This is a genomic window from Streptococcus azizii (assembly GCF_001984715.1).
GTDB lineage: Bacteria > Bacillota > Bacilli > Lactobacillales > Streptococcaceae > Streptococcus > Streptococcus azizii.
Genome location: NZ_MSPR01000011.1, coordinates 53308 through 70314, shown reverse-complemented (window position 1 = coordinate 70314; position 17007 = coordinate 53308). Strand labels below are relative to the sequence as shown.

Annotated in this window: 16 protein-coding genes and 1 pseudogene; 1 reads left to right on the top strand and 16 read right to left on the bottom strand. The window is 42.7% G+C overall.

The features are described from left to right. Positions 1-353: 353 nt before the first annotated feature. From BVE84_RS06585 to BVE84_RS06515, 15 genes and pseudogenes are all read right to left on the bottom strand, one after another. On the bottom strand, positions 354-1295 hold the full coding sequence (locus BVE84_RS06585; protein WP_076996266.1) for a 3'-5' exoribonuclease YhaM family protein: 942 nt from the start codon (positions 1293-1295) through the stop codon (positions 354-356). Continuing rightward, positions 1285-2520, bottom strand: a complete 1236-nt coding sequence (locus BVE84_RS06580; RefSeq protein ID WP_076996265.1) for a DNA recombination protein RmuC — start codon at positions 2518-2520, stop codon at positions 1285-1287. Before BVE84_RS06580 ends, BVE84_RS06585 begins: the two co-directional genes overlap by 11 nt. A gap of 1 nt (position 2521) precedes the next feature. Next, positions 2522-3154 (bottom strand): thiamine diphosphokinase, encoded by a 633-nt coding sequence (locus BVE84_RS06575; RefSeq protein WP_076996264.1) that lies wholly within the window; start codon positions 3152-3154, stop codon positions 2522-2524. After that, positions 3147-3806: a ribulose-phosphate 3-epimerase gene (gene rpe, locus BVE84_RS06570; RefSeq protein ID WP_076996263.1), complete on the bottom strand. Its 660-nt coding sequence runs from the start codon at positions 3804-3806 to the stop codon at positions 3147-3149. Before rpe ends, BVE84_RS06575 begins: the two co-directional genes overlap by 8 nt. Before the next feature lie 15 nt (positions 3807-3821). After that, complete coding sequence (rsgA, locus tag BVE84_RS06565) at positions 3822-4697, bottom strand: ribosome small subunit-dependent GTPase A (RefSeq protein ID WP_076996262.1); 876 nt, start codon at positions 4695-4697, stop codon at positions 3822-3824. A 403-nt stretch (positions 4698-5100) separates the two neighbouring features. Then, positions 5101-6693 carry an ATP-binding cassette domain-containing protein gene (locus tag BVE84_RS06560; protein WP_076996261.1) on the bottom strand — a complete coding sequence of 531 codons (1593 nt, stop codon included), beginning with the start codon at positions 6691-6693 and terminating at the stop codon, positions 5101-5103. A gap of 176 nt (positions 6694-6869) precedes the next feature. Continuing rightward, complete coding sequence (gene rsmA / locus BVE84_RS06555; RefSeq protein WP_218667785.1) at positions 6870-7754, bottom strand: 16S rRNA (adenine(1518)-N(6)/adenine(1519)-N(6))-dimethyltransferase RsmA; 885 nt, start codon at positions 7752-7754, stop codon at positions 6870-6872. 34 nt (positions 7755-7788) lie between these two features. Continuing rightward, a pseudogene (locus BVE84_RS11310) lies at positions 7789-8229 on the bottom strand (DUF1697 domain-containing protein). Further along, the gene (rnmV, locus tag BVE84_RS06545) at positions 8226-8816 is read right to left on the bottom strand and encodes a ribonuclease M5 (RefSeq protein ID WP_076996259.1); all 591 of its coding nucleotides are present in this window, start codon (positions 8814-8816) and stop codon (positions 8226-8228) included. Before rnmV ends, BVE84_RS11310 begins: the two are co-directional and overlap by 4 nt. Further along, positions 8788-9558 carry a TatD family hydrolase gene (locus tag BVE84_RS06540; RefSeq protein WP_076996280.1) on the bottom strand — a complete coding sequence of 257 codons (771 nt, stop codon included), beginning with the start codon at positions 9556-9558 and terminating at the stop codon, positions 8788-8790. The genes rnmV and BVE84_RS06540 overlap by 29 nt, the downstream gene beginning before the upstream one ends. A 117-nt stretch (positions 9559-9675) precedes the next feature. Continuing rightward, on the bottom strand, positions 9676-9813 hold the full coding sequence (gene rpmH / locus BVE84_RS06535) for a 50S ribosomal protein L34 (RefSeq protein ID WP_018368178.1): 138 nt from the start codon (positions 9811-9813) through the stop codon (positions 9676-9678). Between the two features lie 257 nt (positions 9814-10070). Next, positions 10071-11006: an RNA-binding cell elongation regulator Jag/EloR gene (jag, locus tag BVE84_RS06530; RefSeq protein ID WP_076996258.1), complete on the bottom strand. Its 936-nt coding sequence runs from the start codon at positions 11004-11006 to the stop codon at positions 10071-10073. A 19-nt stretch (positions 11007-11025) separates the two neighbouring features. Next, positions 11026-11838: a membrane protein insertase YidC gene (locus BVE84_RS06525; RefSeq protein ID WP_076996257.1), complete on the bottom strand. Its 813-nt coding sequence runs from the start codon at positions 11836-11838 to the stop codon at positions 11026-11028. Continuing rightward, complete coding sequence (gene rnpA / locus BVE84_RS06520) at positions 11822-12181, bottom strand: ribonuclease P protein component (RefSeq protein ID WP_076996256.1); 360 nt, start codon at positions 12179-12181, stop codon at positions 11822-11824. The genes BVE84_RS06525 and rnpA overlap by 17 nt, the downstream gene beginning before the upstream one ends. Before the next feature lie 394 nt (positions 12182-12575). Then, positions 12576-12860: a hypothetical protein gene (locus tag BVE84_RS06515; RefSeq protein ID WP_076996255.1), complete on the bottom strand. Its 285-nt coding sequence runs from the start codon at positions 12858-12860 to the stop codon at positions 12576-12578. Positions 12861-13306: 446 nt separating this feature from the next. On the opposite strand from BVE84_RS06515, the gene BVE84_RS06510 reads away from it, so the two are divergent. Then, positions 13307-14479 (top strand): DUF4352 domain-containing protein, encoded by a 1173-nt coding sequence (locus BVE84_RS06510; RefSeq protein WP_076996254.1) that lies wholly within the window; start codon positions 13307-13309, stop codon positions 14477-14479. 995 nt (positions 14480-15474) lie between these two features. Here BVE84_RS06510 and gltX read toward each other — a convergent pair. Further along, a complete protein-coding gene (gltX, locus tag BVE84_RS06505; RefSeq protein WP_076996253.1) occupies positions 15475-16932 on the bottom strand; it encodes a glutamate--tRNA ligase in 1458 nt (485 codons plus the stop codon). Positions 16933-17007: the final 75 nt, after the last annotated feature.

The window sequence follows — 17007 nt, the reverse complement described above, 5'->3', positions numbered from 1 at the left end:
ACATCGCTTGAAAAAGCTCCCTTCGTTCGCTACCGATACTCAATAAAACTCAAACTAGTAAGCTAAGAAGCTAGACACAGGTTGCTTCCATAGTCCAGTGGAGTGGAACCATTCGGGGAACTGTTTCAGCTGGTCACCTAGAAAGAAGAAGGCGACCATAGAAGCCCGAGCCTAAAAACGAAAGAGCGAGGTTAGCGCTTGTCGGAGTCATCTGCCCAATTCCCTATTTTTCTTTCCATTTTCTTAACGTCCTCACATCTTGCTTGAGCTGATTTGAAGAGGATGATTGTGTAGGTAGCGAGTGATGTTCGTCTTTTACTTTGCTTTAGTACTAGGAAAACGAACAGACTGGCTTAGTCCAGATTCGGTTTATAGAAGGACCGATTATCCATGGCAAAAATGCGACCTGTCATCTCACCTGGTCCAACCTTATCCAAGGCTGTTACCATCATCATCATTTCCGCATCAATATTATCAATCATATGAAGGATTTCTGCTTCCATAATCTGCGGACGAACAGGACTACCATATTCTAGCAAACCATGGTGACTGAGAATAACATGACGAAGAATCGTTACCTCCTCCTTGCTATCATCAATCCCCAACTCCATCAGCACCTTGGTAATCTCCTCATCAATCAAAGAAATATGACCAATGAGATTGCCCCGCACCGTGTAATTGGTATTGTCAGGCCCTGATAGCTCAATCACTTTAGCCAAGTCATGCAACATAATCCCTGCAAATAGCAAACTCTTATTGAGCTGTGGATAAATATCACCAATCCTATCAGCCAGGCGTACCATGGTAGCAGTATGAAAAGATAGGCCCGAATAGAAAGCATGGTGATTGGTCTTAGCGGCTGGATAAGAGTAAAACTCCTGTTCATACTTACTGTATAAAGCCCGTACAATCCGCTGCCAGATAGCATTTTCAATTTTAAAAATCATCTGGCTGAGGTACTTGCGGGTATCTTCTACATCAACAGGCGGTTTTTCCTTAAAATCAGCAGGATTGCTCGGCTCACCTGGCTTGGGAAGGCGGAGGATAATCTGATTAACCTGCGGTGTATTATTATATACTTCTCTGCGTCCTTGCATGTGGACAACGACACCCGCCTTAAAATCCTTAATCTTACCCGGTTGAGCATCCCAGATTTTTCCTTCAATTTCTCCCGTATCATCTTGAAAGGTCAAGGCAAGATAATCTTTTCCGGCCCGAGTCTGCCGAATATCGGCGGTTTTAATCAGATAAAAGCCTTCAAAGAGCTCATCTTTTTTCATTTGGTTAATCTTCATCTTCTTCCCCTTCCTCCTGGAAATTCAATAGGTCAAGCGCTCCTTCTCCATCTGGTAATTCAATGCGCCGCAGGGTGCGTTCAATCGCGTTGGTTCGCCTAGTCAAGAGGTCATCTAGATTGCCAGAGGCATGTTGTAAATGGCGTTGGGCTTTCATCAGAACCGTCCCGAACTTAGCAAATTCCGACTTGACATTGCCTAGAATCTTGCTGATGTCATCAGCTGAACGCTGGATATTCAAGGTCTTAAAGCCGACCGATAGCGAATTTAAAAGGGCAGACAAGGTCGACGGACCTGCAACTACAATCTGCTCAGTCTGCCGCAATTCATCAAAGAAAATCGGATTGCGCACCACCTCTGAGTATAGACCTTCTGTCGGTAGAAAGAGAATACCAAAATTAGTGGTGACTGGTGGAGAGAGATACTTTTGCTTAATATCCTTGGCAAAACGTTTGATAGCGGCCAAGAGACGCTTGCGATGCCACTCAATCTGCTCCTTGTCCCCAGCTTCATAGGCTTCCTCTAAGCGGTAATAATCTGCGAGGGGAAACTTCGAGTCAATGGGCAGATAAACCGCTTCATCCTTGGTCTGTCCAGGTAACTTCACTGCGTATTCTACTCGCTCATTAGAACCAGCCACTGTGGCAAATTCCCGTTCATACTGGGAGGGAGCCAGAATATCTTCGATAATCTGCCCCAGCTGTAATTCTCCCATGATACCTCGCGTCTTAGTATTGGAGAGGATTTTATTGAGGGTTCCGACATCACGCGCCACTGTCTGCATTTCTCCAAGACCTCGATTGACCGATTCTAACTGCTTGGATACCGTCTCAAAAGAGGCCTGCAAGCGTGTCTGTAGGGTCTGCTCTAATTTTTCTTCCACGGTCTGGCGCATTTCTTCCAGGCGCTTTTCATTGGAATCCTGTATAGCCTGCAAGCGCTGGTCAGCTACATCCCGATTCTGAGACAGCAGCTGATTCATCTCCTGACGCAGAACAGTTAGTTGTTGGTAAAGCTCCCTACGTAATTCCGTCATATCTTGATGGAGGGCTTGTTGCTGAGCAAAAGCCTGTTGATTTTTCTGGTCAAAAAGATAGGTCAGCTGATCTGACAAATGATCCGCTCGGTCTTCTGATTGTGTAGACATACGCTTCATATACTGTTCCAAACGAACGAGGATTAGCAGCGAAATAGCTATTGCTATAGAGACTAGGATATACGCCATTCTACCTCCTATCACGACTGTAGATAAGAACGACATAGCCCTTATCTATTGTAAATTCGATTTCTTTTCCGATAAATTCATTACTACTGTAACATTTTTTAAAAAAATAATTGCTTTCATTCAAGGGGTATTTAGCATGAGCAATACTCAAATAGCTCCCATCTGCTGGCATAAAAGAGACATAGGTCATCCCCTCAATCGGAGAAATCCGGTGCTTTCCTGCTGGATAAAAACGGACGATATTCAAATCATCAACCAATTCAATCTGTCTCAGATACGGCATCAAATCAGGCTCACTGGCTAAAAAAAGATTGCTCATCATGTGGTCCAACCGTCCACCAAAGGCTCCAAAAATCGTAACTTGTGCCTCCGGATAGCGTGCAAATACTTCTTTTAAGGCTAGCTCCAAATCCGTATCATCTTTTTCCGCTGGTGCCTGCATAAAAAGACTTGCAGCTTGGACAATACACTCCCTTTCCTCAGCTGTTACAGAATCAAAATCACCAATAGCCACATCAAGCGGCAGACCATGTTCTAACAGATAAAGAGAACCCCTATCCACCCCCACAAAAAGGTCGTAGGAGGAGGAAAGCTCACTGCTATCGCCACCTGCGACAAGAGCAATCCTAGTCATGGAGGGCCGCTTTCAAGGCGTCAACATTGGCTTGTAAGTCACCCTTAAACAAATAAGAACCTGCCACAAAAACATTGGCTCCTGCTTCTTTGGCTGACACAATGGTCCTGTTATCAATGCCACCGTCTACTTCAATATCAAAAGACAAGCCTTTTTCGTCACGGAGTTGGGCTAAGGCAGTAATTTTCTCTGCCACTTCTGGAATATAGGCTTGACCACCAAACCCTGGATTGACGGTCATCAACAGCACTTGATCGACCAACGTTAAAATTGGCTCAATCACGACAAGCGGTGTGCCGGGATTGATGACAACACCAGCCTTCATTCCCGCTACACGAATTTTCTGCAAGGCTCCATGAAGATGCTGGGTTGCTTCGGCATGAATCGTCACAATATCTGCACCTGCACGCGCAAAATTCTCAATGTGCTGCTCTGGATTTGACACCATCAAATGACAATCGAAAACCAACTTACTATGTGGTCGCATAGCAGCTACCACATCTGCACCAAAGGAAATATTGGGAACAAAATGTCCGTCCATAATATCAATATGAACATAGTCAGCACCGATCGCCTCTAAGCGCCTTAATTCTGCTTCAAAATTGGCATAGTCCGCAGCGAGGATGGAGGGAGCAATTTTATAATGTGACATAGACAGTCCAACTTTCTATTTTATTTTTTTACTTACTTTCTTATAGGTTTCACGCACATTCTGAATCTCTGCCAACAGTTGTAGATAGTTATCATAGCGACTCTGGGAAATCTCTTGCTCTTCTACCGCAGGTTTGACAGCACACCCCGGCTCATGCGTGTGCGTACAGGTTCTAAACTTGCAAAACTGGCTTACTGCTGCGATTTCTGGGAAACAGTCTGTAAGGGCTTCTGCCTCTGTTACTTCATAATCAAGAGATGAAAATCCCGGTGTATCTGCGATTTTTCCACCATAGACATTGTAAAAGCTCACGGCTCGGGTGGTATGACGCCCCCGCCCCAGGCTATCTGATATAGCCCCTGTTTCCAAGCACAACTCGGGGGCAAGGGTGTTGAGCAAGGTCGATTTCCCAACTCCTGTCTGCCCCATAAAGACCGTTACTTTTTCTCTTAAAAGGGGAAGCAACTCCTCCAAATGATAGACAAACTGATACCCTATCTTCTCGTAGATCGCACGATAAGCGTCCAGCTCCGCACGACTTTCTAGCAGATCCATTTTAGAAATATAGATGATTGGCACCATATCTTTTTGCTCAAGCAAAACCAAAAAGCGATCGAGAAGATTGGCATTAAAATCCGGCTCTTTAGCCGACATAATCACCACTGCTTGATCAATATTGACGATCGGAGGTCGTACCAAGCTATTCTTTCGTTCATGAATCTTGAGAATGTACCCCTCGGACTGCTCCTTTGCTGAAAAATCAACAATATCCCCCACATAGGGTGTCTGTCCTTTTTTCCGAAAATTTCCGCGTGCCCGCGTCTGATACAACTGCCCTTCTGATTCCACATAATAGAACCCCGCAAGAGCTTTCATGATAATACCTTGCAAATCTGCTCCTCTTTATCCCTGATTTCAAAAACGAGAATACCTTCTATCCCGCACCACTATTTCACGAGTAATACCTGTTCCCATTATATCAAAAATCCAGCAAAATAGCTGGCTTTTGAAGGTGAATTTTTCGAACAGTCGGAGTCCCATCATCGGTCAAAGAAAAAGAGGCTGAGCCTCTTTATACTCAATAAAAATCAAAAGTAGACTAGGAAACGAAGGCGAAGGTAGAACTAGCGTTCACCGAGACAAGGTGACAACGTATCCTTTTGATTTTTAAAGAGTATTAAACATCAAAATGTGAATAAGCATCGAAACCGAAGATGAGACACCCCCGTCTCCCCCCCATCTTCTGGCTCTAGCCCTACTGCTTTTATGCGTCACTCAGTGTAGATTTGCTACCTTAACCAATCTCTGAAATCGAGCCATTCGTAACCAGTAATACTTTATCAAAATAGGACAATATTTCCTGATTAGATTCATGTAAGACAACAATTAGCAATTTATTCTCCAGCTCCGATAGAGCAAATAGTAATTGTTGCGTAAGTTGAGGATCTAAATGCGCTGTCGGCTCATCCATTAACAAAATATCTTTTCCACTCATCAAGGCACGAAGGATCCCCATAATATTTTTTTCACCTCCACTAAGCTGACCTGGGTCTGTCATGGACTGTAAACTTTCTTGCAGGCTTATTGGCAAGGTATGAAAGAGCCTCTCAACCTCCTCTCTTCCCCTATCATAGGTCCCATACACTGTGATGTTATTTTCAAAGTTTGTGTGATAAAATTGTTCAAATTGGCTGAGATAGAAAGCCATAGCCGGGTCAAATGAATAACATTCATTCCCCACTCTTTGACAGATATTCCCTTTATCTATCGTAATTTCCCCAACTAGAGAACGAAGAAAGGTCGATTTCCCACCTCCTGACTGACCAACAATCGCATATTTTTTCCCTTTTTCAAATTTGTATGAAAAATCTGCTATCCTAGTATCTCCAAGATGGTAGCCCATTTCCACAAGTAGTAACTCATCAAACGCTGGATAAGTCGGTAACTGAGCCTGCAAAACCTCCCCGTCTAGATATTCCTCAATATTTTGAACTGTTTCTTTTGTGGCATTAATCGCATTGATATCTAACAAAATATACTTCATTGGATAGATGAAGTTTTCTACATAGCTAAAGGTTGCAATAGCGGCTCCAACTGTCAAGTCCTTCCGAAGCAAGAGATACCCAACTAAAGCAAACGCTGTCAGTTGGACAACAAACATTGAAAAGCCATTTAAAACATTTGTCAATGTCTTAAATCTTCCAAAACGAAAGCGGGCTTCTTCTGTTTCCTGCAAAACTGCATGATGAACTGAACTTATGTTGTGAAAGGTCTCTTTGTTCACTCGATTTTTAGCAGCGAACAAATCAGTTATTACCTGAAAATATCTCTCCAATCCCTGTAAAAACAGCCGTTGTCGTTTAGATAAGCGTTCAGAAACTAATTTAGGTACAAGTACAGCCAATAGCGACGAGACTATAATTCCTACTGCAATCATAGGATGAACAAATAAAAACAAAGACACTGCATAAATCAGCATACTCAAACTCGAGCGAATAATATCAGTTATAGCTCCAAGGTAACTCTCTTCAATCATCTCCAAATCATTATCAAAAATAGACAGATAGGCCGAAATATTTTTTTTTGAAAATTGAGCAAGAGGTCGGGACAGCGCCACCTCCGCCAACTGTCTCCTGACTGTTATAAAAAAGGCCTTAGAAACTTTCCATTCATAGACCTGCGATATATACTGAAAGACGCTATTACTAATGATAGCGAGGATATAAGCAAGTAGTAATAATAATAAGCCTCGCAAGCCAAGTTCAAAGATGGTATCAAATAAATACTTATTCAACATCGGGAGAACAACATTGGTCAAACTATATAAGATATGGAAGAATAACTGAACAATAATGAGAATCTTAAGTTTATAAACTATAGTTTTCATACTACTACCTCTTGAAAATGAAAGGAGAGGGAAGGACTCTCCTTCCTCAGCCGACGTCACTAGAATAGGTGTTTCCTTTATACCACCTGTTTTAACAGAATGATTCCAGGTGACTGTTCCACCTCCGCAGAACACGTATTGTGAGATTGCCCATTACAAGTACCTTGACTGCACCGTCATTGTATCGCTAATACTCCCACCTGTAATAAGCTATCTGACAAACGAGCAAAATCTTCTAAAGTTAGGGCTTCACCACGGACGCTGGCTTCTAGCTCTGCCATTTCAAGGGCGGCTTGGAGTTTTTCTTTCGTAGCCTCTGCCTTACCGAAACGATTGGTTAGATTATTCCAAAGAGTTTTGCGACGGTGAACAAACGAGCTCTTTACCACATCAAAGAGGAAATCCTCGTCTTGAACACTTACCAAGGGCTGGTCGCGACGCACCATCTTGAGGATGGCGCTATCAACATTGGGAGCCGGTACAAAGACGGTACGTGGCACGATAAAAGCAATCTTGGCTGTCATGTAGTACTGGACAGCAATAGAAAGACTCCCATAAGCCTTGGTGTTCGGCTCAGCCGAGATACGGTCTGCCACCTCTTTTTGCATCATAACTACAAACTCTGTAAAGGGAATCTTGCTCTCAATCAAGTGCATGAGGATAGGAGTGGTGATATAGTAGGGCAGATTTGCCACCACTTTGATAGGCAGGTCAGGATTTTGGAATTGTTGGATTTGCCTCTGCAAATCTGCTTTCAAAATATCTTGATTGACCACTTGGACATTGTCAAAATCGCGGAGCGTATCCGCCAAAATCGGAATGAGACGGTCGTCAATCTCAAAAGCCATGACCTCAGCAGCAGTCTCCGCCAAAAACTCGGTCAAAGCCCCGATACCAGGCCCAATTTCAATGACATTGACACTCTTATCAATCTCTGCCGTATCGACAATCTTCTGTAAAATATTGGTATCGGTCAAAAAATTCTGTCCAAAGGACTTCTTAAAGGTAAAACCATGACGTTCAAGGACGCTCTTAGTCACGGAGTAATCTGCAATTCTCATGTGTGTTCTTTCCTTATTTTGCCATTTCATTTAATCATGAAATAATCCTTAGTTTTCTCATTGTTGCTGTGATGCCCAGCTTTTTTTCTAGAAAATTGGCATTCAACCGCTTTTTCTCAGACTTTCTTGGTAAGTACATATACAGACATCGACTACCAATATGCAATGGTTCATCACCAAAATCTTGCTGTAGCAATAAACTGAATGGATGGGTAGCAATATCACCATTTGTAAGCACTAGATGAATACGGGAATTATCGTAATCAACGCCAATTTAATCTTTGATTGTTACATCAATAAGTTGATTTAATGTATGGTCGGACAAGTCACTCTCCCAAATGAGAGTAGCACTTTGAATATAGGTTTTAACCTCAGACAAACCAGCCTCTTCTAAACTATCCATCAAGTAAGATATTTCGGAATGTTATTTTTTTCCGACAGGGCTTATACCTCTTAACAATGCAATCCGCTTCATTTTCCATACTCCCCCATACACTCCTCTACTTCTTCCAAGGTTACTCCAAACAATTCCAGTCGTTTTAGGAGCTGCTTACCATTGCTGTAACCGATGCGGAGCTTTTCTCCTAAAAACTCACGACGCTTTCGGCTGTCGATTCCCATGAGGAGGCCAAGACGCATAAGGTCTGATTTGGTAATATCAAAATTATTTTCATCATCAAACTGTTGGGTGACCTTGGAGAGAGCTTTCTCCAGGTCCTCAAAGGAGGCATGCTCGACACCGAGTGAACATCCCTTGCTCTTAGAGCTTGGTGTAGCCTCCTCTCGGCTGAGAAAGGCATGACGGACGCTAGGGATGGCGTTCATGATGATGTTCCGAATGCGTTCGCCATTGTAGTCAGGGTCAGTAAAGACAATCACCCCACGCAAGTGGTGCAATGTTGCAATCCGCTCCAAATCATCCTCTGTAATAGCAGACCCCCGTGTCTCGTAGGTATCTACCTCAAAAAAACGTGTGAGATTGGCGGTGTCATCTCGTCCTTCAACAACGACCACTTCGCTAATTTTTATCTTCTCAATCAAATCCAAATATCCTCTTGGCATTCTCAGTCGTAGCATTTGCCACTTCTTCTAGACTGATACCTCGTAATTCCGCAATCTTTTCAACAACGTATCGGGTGTAGGCGGTCTTGTTCTCTCGTCCTCGCTTTGGCACAGGTGCGAGGTAAGGTGCGTCTGTCTCGACCAGAATGTTCTCTAGGGGCAACCGTTGTGCGGCTTCCTGAATATCTGTAGCTTTCTTAAAAGTGACCACCCCAGAAAACGAAATCATCATCCCTAGCTCCATAAAGCGCTCTGCCGCATTCATTGAACCTGAAAAGGAATGCATAATACCACCACGAGGGCCTACGCCAACTTCCTTGATTACCCTATACGTATCATCCAGTGCATCACGGGTATGGACTACGAAAGGCAAATCCAGTTCTTTAGCAAGAGCTATTTGACGCTTAAAGACCTCTATCTGTAGCTCTTTGGGGTCCTCCATCCAATAATAATCCAGCCCAATCTCACCGAGGGCGATTACTTTAGAATGCACAAGGACCTGCCGCAGGTAGTCCTCCGTCTCATCGTCATAAGAACCTGCCTCAGTCGGATGCCAACCGAGAGTTACGTAAATCTCTGGGTGCTGATCTGCCAGCTCTAAAGCTCGCTCAATGGTCGGTCGGTCAAAGCCAACAACATTGTGGTAGACAACGCCCATATCCCTTGCGAGAGCTAGCTCCTCCTCAATGCTATCTTTAAACTGTTCCACATTCAGATGTGTGTGGGTATCAAAAATCTTCATTCTATCCATCCATACTTTCTATTCTTCTATTTTACCATAAAATCAAGACCCATTGGGCACAGTGGGATAAAAGAAAAAACCAACAGACTCGAGTTTCTGCTGGCTTTTATCATTCTATTATGCTACTGCAAGCACTTTGCGTCCTTTACGACGACGAGCTGCCAACACGCGACGGCCGTTTTTAGTTGACATACGGTTACGGAATCCGTGTTTGCGTGCACGACGGATTTTACTTGGTTGAAAAGTACGTTTCACGATGAATACCTCCTCATAGATTTTGTATTCGTTTAGCCGGCTAGTTTTGATCAGTTACTAAACATACTTTACTATTCTATCTGATTCTTTCTGCTTTGTCAAGCTATACTCGCTTGACAAGCGGGAAATTTCAATCAAATGTCAATCAATTTATCAAATTTCATGGAAATGGTACGAAACTCATAAAAAGACCAGAGAAAGCCGTCTCTAGTCTACTCACAATTCCTACTCTTCCTATCAATGATAGTAGAGGAGTTCTAATCATTTTTTCCTTCAATGTCCACCACCACGTATCGGTTTGGCTCGCTCCCTTCAGAATAGCTGGTCAAGCCGTCCATTTTTGAAATAATCCGGTGGATAATTTTTCGCTCACTGCTGGACATTGGATCCGTATGATAGGCTTCTTGCTCCTCCAGCACTCGCTCCGCAAGTTTTTGAGCATATCCTTGTAAAACTTCCGCGCGGTGCTCCACATAGTCATTGACATTGATGGTCACATAGAAATTACGCTCATAGCGATTGTAGAGGAAATTTTGAGCTAAGAGCTGCAAGGATTTCAACACCTTTCCATGGTAACCAATGACACGTCCAGGCTCATCGGTATCCACTTGCAGATTGATCGTCCGGCGGTTGTGGGTTGTTTCAATCTGCGCTTCCACATCCATATCGTCTAAAATCTCTTGGATATAGGCAGAGACTTCTCCCACCACTTGGTCAATATCATATTGTCGCTCAATCTTAATATCTAAATCTCCAAATGATTCTGAGGTGGCAATATCTTCCTCTTTAATAATTTCGATACGGCCTGTCTCAGCTAAAATCGTCTTAGCATCCTTCTTATTTTTCAAGATTTTAGCTTTTACTGTATCTTCTAACTGCTGGCCTGTTTTTTCAAACTCTTTGACCGCTGCGACAACCTTACCGAGGTCAATCGTTGCTTCGGAAACACTTTTGACAGGTTCATTGAGACTATTGACCTCATTTGGAACACCGCGTACTGCTTTTTGATTCGCTTTTACAACTGTTGTCTCATCAATAACATCAATATCTACTTGAGCAGGTTTTTTACCGAAACCCAAAAAACCTTTTTTCTCACGTGCAAGTACGGTAATATGCGCTCTCTTACGAGGAATATTTAATTCCGAAAGTCCATTCTGAATTGCTTCTTCTACTGTTGATCCTGTAAATTTCATCTTTTATCTCCTAAATATCCTATTTCTTTCTGCGAGCCTTTTTCTGAGCTTTTCTGATTTTCGCCTGACGCTCCCGCTCTGCCTCAAGTCTAGCTTCTCGCTCTGCAATGATTTTAAAAGGATTGTTCAAAGCTAAGATTTGCAAGACCTGATAGGCATTGGATACGGTCCAATAAAGAGTGACACCGCTTGCTGCCGATAAGGCAAAGAGAAAAATCATCAGCGGCATAGCAAACATCATAACGGTCATAGCACCATTGCGCTCTGGTGCCGCCTTATTACTCAGCCACATGCTCAAGAAGGTGAAGCCAGTGGCTAGAATCGGCAAAATATAGTATGGATCTGTCTCCCCAAGATTTAGCCAGAGAAAATGGCCGACCCGCAGGTCTGGCACCCTTGTCAAGGCTTGGTAGAGAGCCAGCAAGATAGGCATCTGAATAAAGACTGGAATCATAGAAGCAGACATCTTAACATCGTTATCCCGATAGAGCTTACGTGTTACTTCCGTCAGTAATTGCCTACTCTCCAAATCTTTCCCCGGATACTGCTCTTGAATAGCCCGTATTTGGGGTTGCAATTCTTGCATTTTCCGAGATGAGGTCATCTGTAGCTGGAAAAGCGGCAAGAGTAGGGTACGAACTAAGAGGGTAAAGAGAATAATCCCGACTCCCAACTGTCCATTGATCGACAATAATTTGATAATGCTGGCAAACCAATAAATCAATCGTTCCCAAGCATCGGTCGATTGGCTGGTCACATCTCCTCTACCACAAGCCGTCAGTAAAAGCAGGGATAGAGAGAGCAGACTGGCCCATTTAACTTTCTTTTTCAAAAGAAACACCTTCCTGGTATAATTTAGCTAGTTTTAAAACATGCAGAAGATTTTGCTTGATTTCTCGATAAGACAACTCCTCGACTCCTTTGCGAGCGATGACCACAAAATCATCCGTTGCCAGATAAGGAGCGCATTCCATCAGAACATGTCTGATTTTACGCTTTATTCTATTGCGCATCACAGCATTTCCCAGTTTTTTACTGACAGATAAACCGACTCGAAAATGCTTCTGCTCTTTAGCCAACCGATAGATGACGAACTTTCGATTAGCTACATTTTTTCCCTGTGTAAAAATATCGTTAAAATCACGCTCACGCTTCACACGGTAGGTTTTCTTCAAAATCTAACTCCATCTTTCAAAATTACTTCTATTATACCATATTTTTCAAAAAAGCCAATAAACTGCTTAGTTATGCCCTTTTTCACGATTTTTAGAGTCGTTTTAGACATTCTATACCATCCCCACATGAACGGCAAACAAGACCTAATCCTCAATAAAAATCAAAAGTAAACTAAGATACAAAGGGCGGTTGACACGAGCTGCACTCGTTCTATTTCCAACCTTCAACAGTCTATCCCTAGACTGTTGAAGCGAGCAAAGCAAAAATAGGAGTTTTGACGCAGAGGGTTGCTGAGAGTTTGCTCTGGCAAACTCCTATTTCCCGCCTTCAAAGGTATACCATACCTTTGAAGCTAGGAAAAACTATCCCCAAGGGATTCTCATCTGTAATCAGCTAAAGCTGAAACAGCTGCCTATCTTTTTTGCACAGCTCGTAGCCCGTGTTCAATTCCACAAGATACAAAGGGCGTTTGACACGAGCAATGCTCGCTCTTTTTCCAACCTTCAACAGTCTATCCCTAGACTGGTTGACACGAGATGCACGCGTTTTATTTCCAACCTTCAACAGTCTATTCCTAGACTGGTTGACACGAGATGCACGCGTTTTATTTCCAACCTTCAACAGTCTATTCCTAGACTGGTTGACACGAGATGCACGCGTTTTATTTCCAACCTTCACCAGTCTATTCCTAGACTGGTGAAGCAATCAAAGTAAAAATGGGATTGAAACAGTTCGGGGAACTGTTTCAACGGTCACCTAGAAATAAGAAAGTGAGCCTAGAAGTTCGGGGAACTGTTTCAGCTGGTCACCCAAAAAGAAGAAAGTGACCACAGAAACTTGAACTAGGAAATAAGAATTTTGACGAGCTGACCAAATAGCCTGTTGATTTTTAAAGAGTATCATCACATACTAGAACACCTACCCCGGCTGGGGTGCATCTATCGTTCCTCTTCTTTTCAGGAAAAGCGAAACATTCCTGTTATTAAAATGGAACAGAATGAAAACATCCTAAAAATGATTGCCGTCTTTTCTGCATGCATAAGGCACCGTTCAGCAGAGGGCAGCGGTTGACGAATGATGAAAAACATAATATAATAATATAGAAAAATTAAAGGAGATTACAAATGAAAAAGATTTTTGCCTCTCTCTCGTTAGTCTTAACTGCATCTGTGCTAGTAGCCTGTAACTCAGCTGCCAAACAGTCTGCAGATGGTGAAGCCGCGGGCAATGGTGACCTTGAAGTCCGTGTGAAAAATGGGATGTATATCCTTCCACCGGATGAATCTACCGAAGGAAACTATTTGGCCCTAAACCTTGAGATAAAAAATACAGGTAGTAAGAAATTAGAAATTTCAAAGACAGATGTAACTCTCTATAACTCTGATGATGAAAAGACAGAATCGTTGGATGTTTATGATTCCAATGATAAATTTAAATCCCTAGGTTTTGAAAGTCTGTCCGAAGGGAAAACAACAACAGGATATGTCGTTTTTGAGGTAGACTCAAAGGATGAAAGCTATGAGTTGCACTACTCTCCATTTGTCTACAACTTAGACAAGAAAGATACTAAGGATATGGTGATTAAAATCGATCCTTCTAAATATCCTGATGATAAAGAAAAGGTTGCTGAACTCGCCAAGGACTATATTACAAGCGTCTTTTTGAATGGAGAAGCGACAGGTGGTTCTACCAACGTTAGCACTAAGCCAGACAAGCCAGAGATTGTCTCCCTAGGTTCTTCCAATAAAGAAGAAAAAGAAGAGAAGGAGGATACCAAAAAGCAATCTGAGTCGGACTGGACGTTAGCCAACGACCTAGAAAAGGAACGAAGCGAGTTTACAAAAAACTTTATCGATAAGTTTGGGCGTGAATTTATGAATTACCAACCGTCCGAAGCAGAACTTCGTACCTTTGTAGAAGCCTATATCAAGGCAAATGCAAAACGCGCTAAAATCACCTATACAGTAAAAGAGTTTTTCCCAGATAGCGCAACTATCTACGTCCGTCCTGAGACAATCGGATTGGAAAATGTGAAAACCTACGATTTGATTTCTAAATTCGCACAGGAACACGCAAACGAATACACTAACTATGGTGATGCCCTTAAAGCAGCTGAGAAATACATACTAGAGCAAATGCCCGGGCAACTAGATTCAACGCCATTGGTAACAGATGATCTCAGCGATCGCAATGGTTTCCGCTTAAAATTGACCAATAAAAAAGGGAAATGGACTGTAGATACTTCGGACTATGAGTATGAAAGCCTCTCAAAAGCTTTCCGAGGTGGATTATACTAACCACAGCTACGAATACTCAACGAAAATAGCCTAGCTTTCACAGCTCTCTTTCGCAGTAGGCATGCTATTTGATTTTCGCAAATCGCTAGCCGCTCTAGCCGCTCTAGCCGCTCTGTCGTGGAGTAAACCGCTGAGATCAGAGACACAAGGAAAAGTGCCTCTACCTCTCCCACAAATTGAAAAAAATAGACAAAGCCCTCACTAGGAATTGAACCTTAGTGAGGGCTTTGTCTGATTGATTGTCATTCTACTCAATAAAAAGCAAAAGGATACTTTGTCAACTTATCTCGATGAGTGAAAACCTCCACTGGAGTTTTTCACGCCCTTTGTATCTTACTAATTGAACTCAGGCTAAAAGCTCGGAAAATAGAGAATCTGTCCTAGAATCAAGGATTCTGCGTCAAGATTCCTAATTTTCAGTCGCTTTTTTAACGCCCTTTGTATCTTATGTAACTGAACTCAGGCTAAAAGCTCGGAAAATAGAGAATCTGTCCTAGAATCAAGGATTCTGCGTCAAGATTCCTAATTTTCAGTCGCTTTTTAACGCCCTCGTATCTTGTAATTGAGTTCAGCCTAAAACCTCGGAAAAAAGATAGGCTTTCTTGTGTTCATCGAACACTGCGGCAGCCTCCTATTTTTCAGTCGGTTTTTTGATGGCTTCACATCTTAATTGAACACGGGCTAAACTCTGTGTGAAAAAGATAGGCAGCTGTTTTGGCTTTAGCCAATTACAGCTGAGAATCCCTTTGGGATAAATTTTCCTAGCTTCAAAGGTATGGTATACCTTTGAAGGCGGGAAATAGGAGTTTGCTAAAGCAAACTCTCCGTTAGACTCTTCGTCAAATTTCCTATTTTCACTTTGAGTTTTTCACGCCCTTCGTATCTTACTAATTGAACTCAGGCTAAAAGCTCGGAAAATAGAGAATCTATCCTAGAATCAAGGATTCTGCGTCAAGATTCCTAATTTTCAGTCGCTTTTTTAATGCCCTCGTATCTTATTTCCCAATTTCTTTCAACATGTTCTCTAAATGTTGAATAGATTTTTCACGCCCGAGTAGATAGATGGTATCTGGCAATTCTGGTCCGTGCATTTCACCTGAAACAGCGATTCGGATTGGCATGAAGAGATGTTTCCCCTTGATTCCTGTCTCTTTCTGAACCGCCTTAATTTGCGGGAAGATAGTTTCAGGCTGAAAGTCTTCCTCTGACAGAGCTTCTAACTTTTCCTTGAAAGCTGCTAAAACAGTCGGCACCGTTTCCCCTGCCATGACCTCTTGCTCAGCCTCTGTCAAGACTGGGAAATCACCAAAGAACAAATCGGTCAAGGGTACAATTTCATCAACTGATTTCATTTGTGGTTGATAGAGCTGCACCATTTTTTCAGCCTTATCTGTCAAACGCCCCGCCTCTTTTAAGAATGGTGTCGCCATTTCAAAAATGGTTGTCAAATCCGCATTCTTGATATAATCATTGCTCATCCAGTCTAGCTTCTTAGAATCAAAGGAAGCCGGAGATTTACTCAAACGGCCTTCATCAAATAAGCGGATGATTTCCTCCTTAGAGAAAATCTCTTCCTCACCTCCAGGAGTCCAACCAAGAAGAGTGACAAAATTAAAAATAGCTTCTGGTAGGTAGCCTTTTTTGCGATATGCCTCAATCGACATGGTATTGGGATCGCGCTTAGATAGCTTTTTCCCCGTATCAGCATTGATAATCAATGTCATGTGACCAAACTCTGGCGCTTCCCATCCAAGAGCTTCATAGACCATGAGCTGCTTAGGGGTATTGGCAATATGGTCATCTCCACGGATAACATGGGAAATCTCCATCAAATGATCATCTACAACTACCGCAAAGTTATAGGTTGGGTAGCCATCTTTTTTCTGGATAACCCAGTCACCACCGATATTTCCACCTTCAAACTCAATCTCGCCCTTTACCATATCTGTCCATTTATAGATGCCAGCTTCGTTGACTGCAAGACGAACGGTCGGAATAATACCGGCTGCCTCGCGTTCAGCAACATAGGCTTGCTTTTCTTCATCCGACATCCCCAAATACTCATTGATATACCGCGGTGTCTCACCGGCTGCCTCTTGACGCTCACGCTCAGCCGCCAATTCTTCTTCCGTCACATAGGACTTATAAGCCAAGCCTTTTTCTAACAGCTCATCGACATATTTTTGATAAATCTCTAAACGTTCTGATTGACGATATTGCTCATGGGTTTCTGGACTCTCATCCCAATCAATTCCTAGCCAGCGCAAGTTTTCAAGCTGTGAACGTTCACCGTCTTCAATATGCCGCTTGCGGTCAGTATCTTCAATCCGAATGATGAAAGCTCCGCCATGATGACGTGCAAAAAGATAGTTAAATAGGGCTGTACGAGTATTTCCAATATGTAGAAATCCCGTTGGACTTGGTGCGTAACGCACGCGAATTGGTTTTGTCATTTATAATACTCTCCTTGTAACATTCAATACTATCTATTATAGCACATCTCCCTTGTTTTGAACCAAAAAATCAGC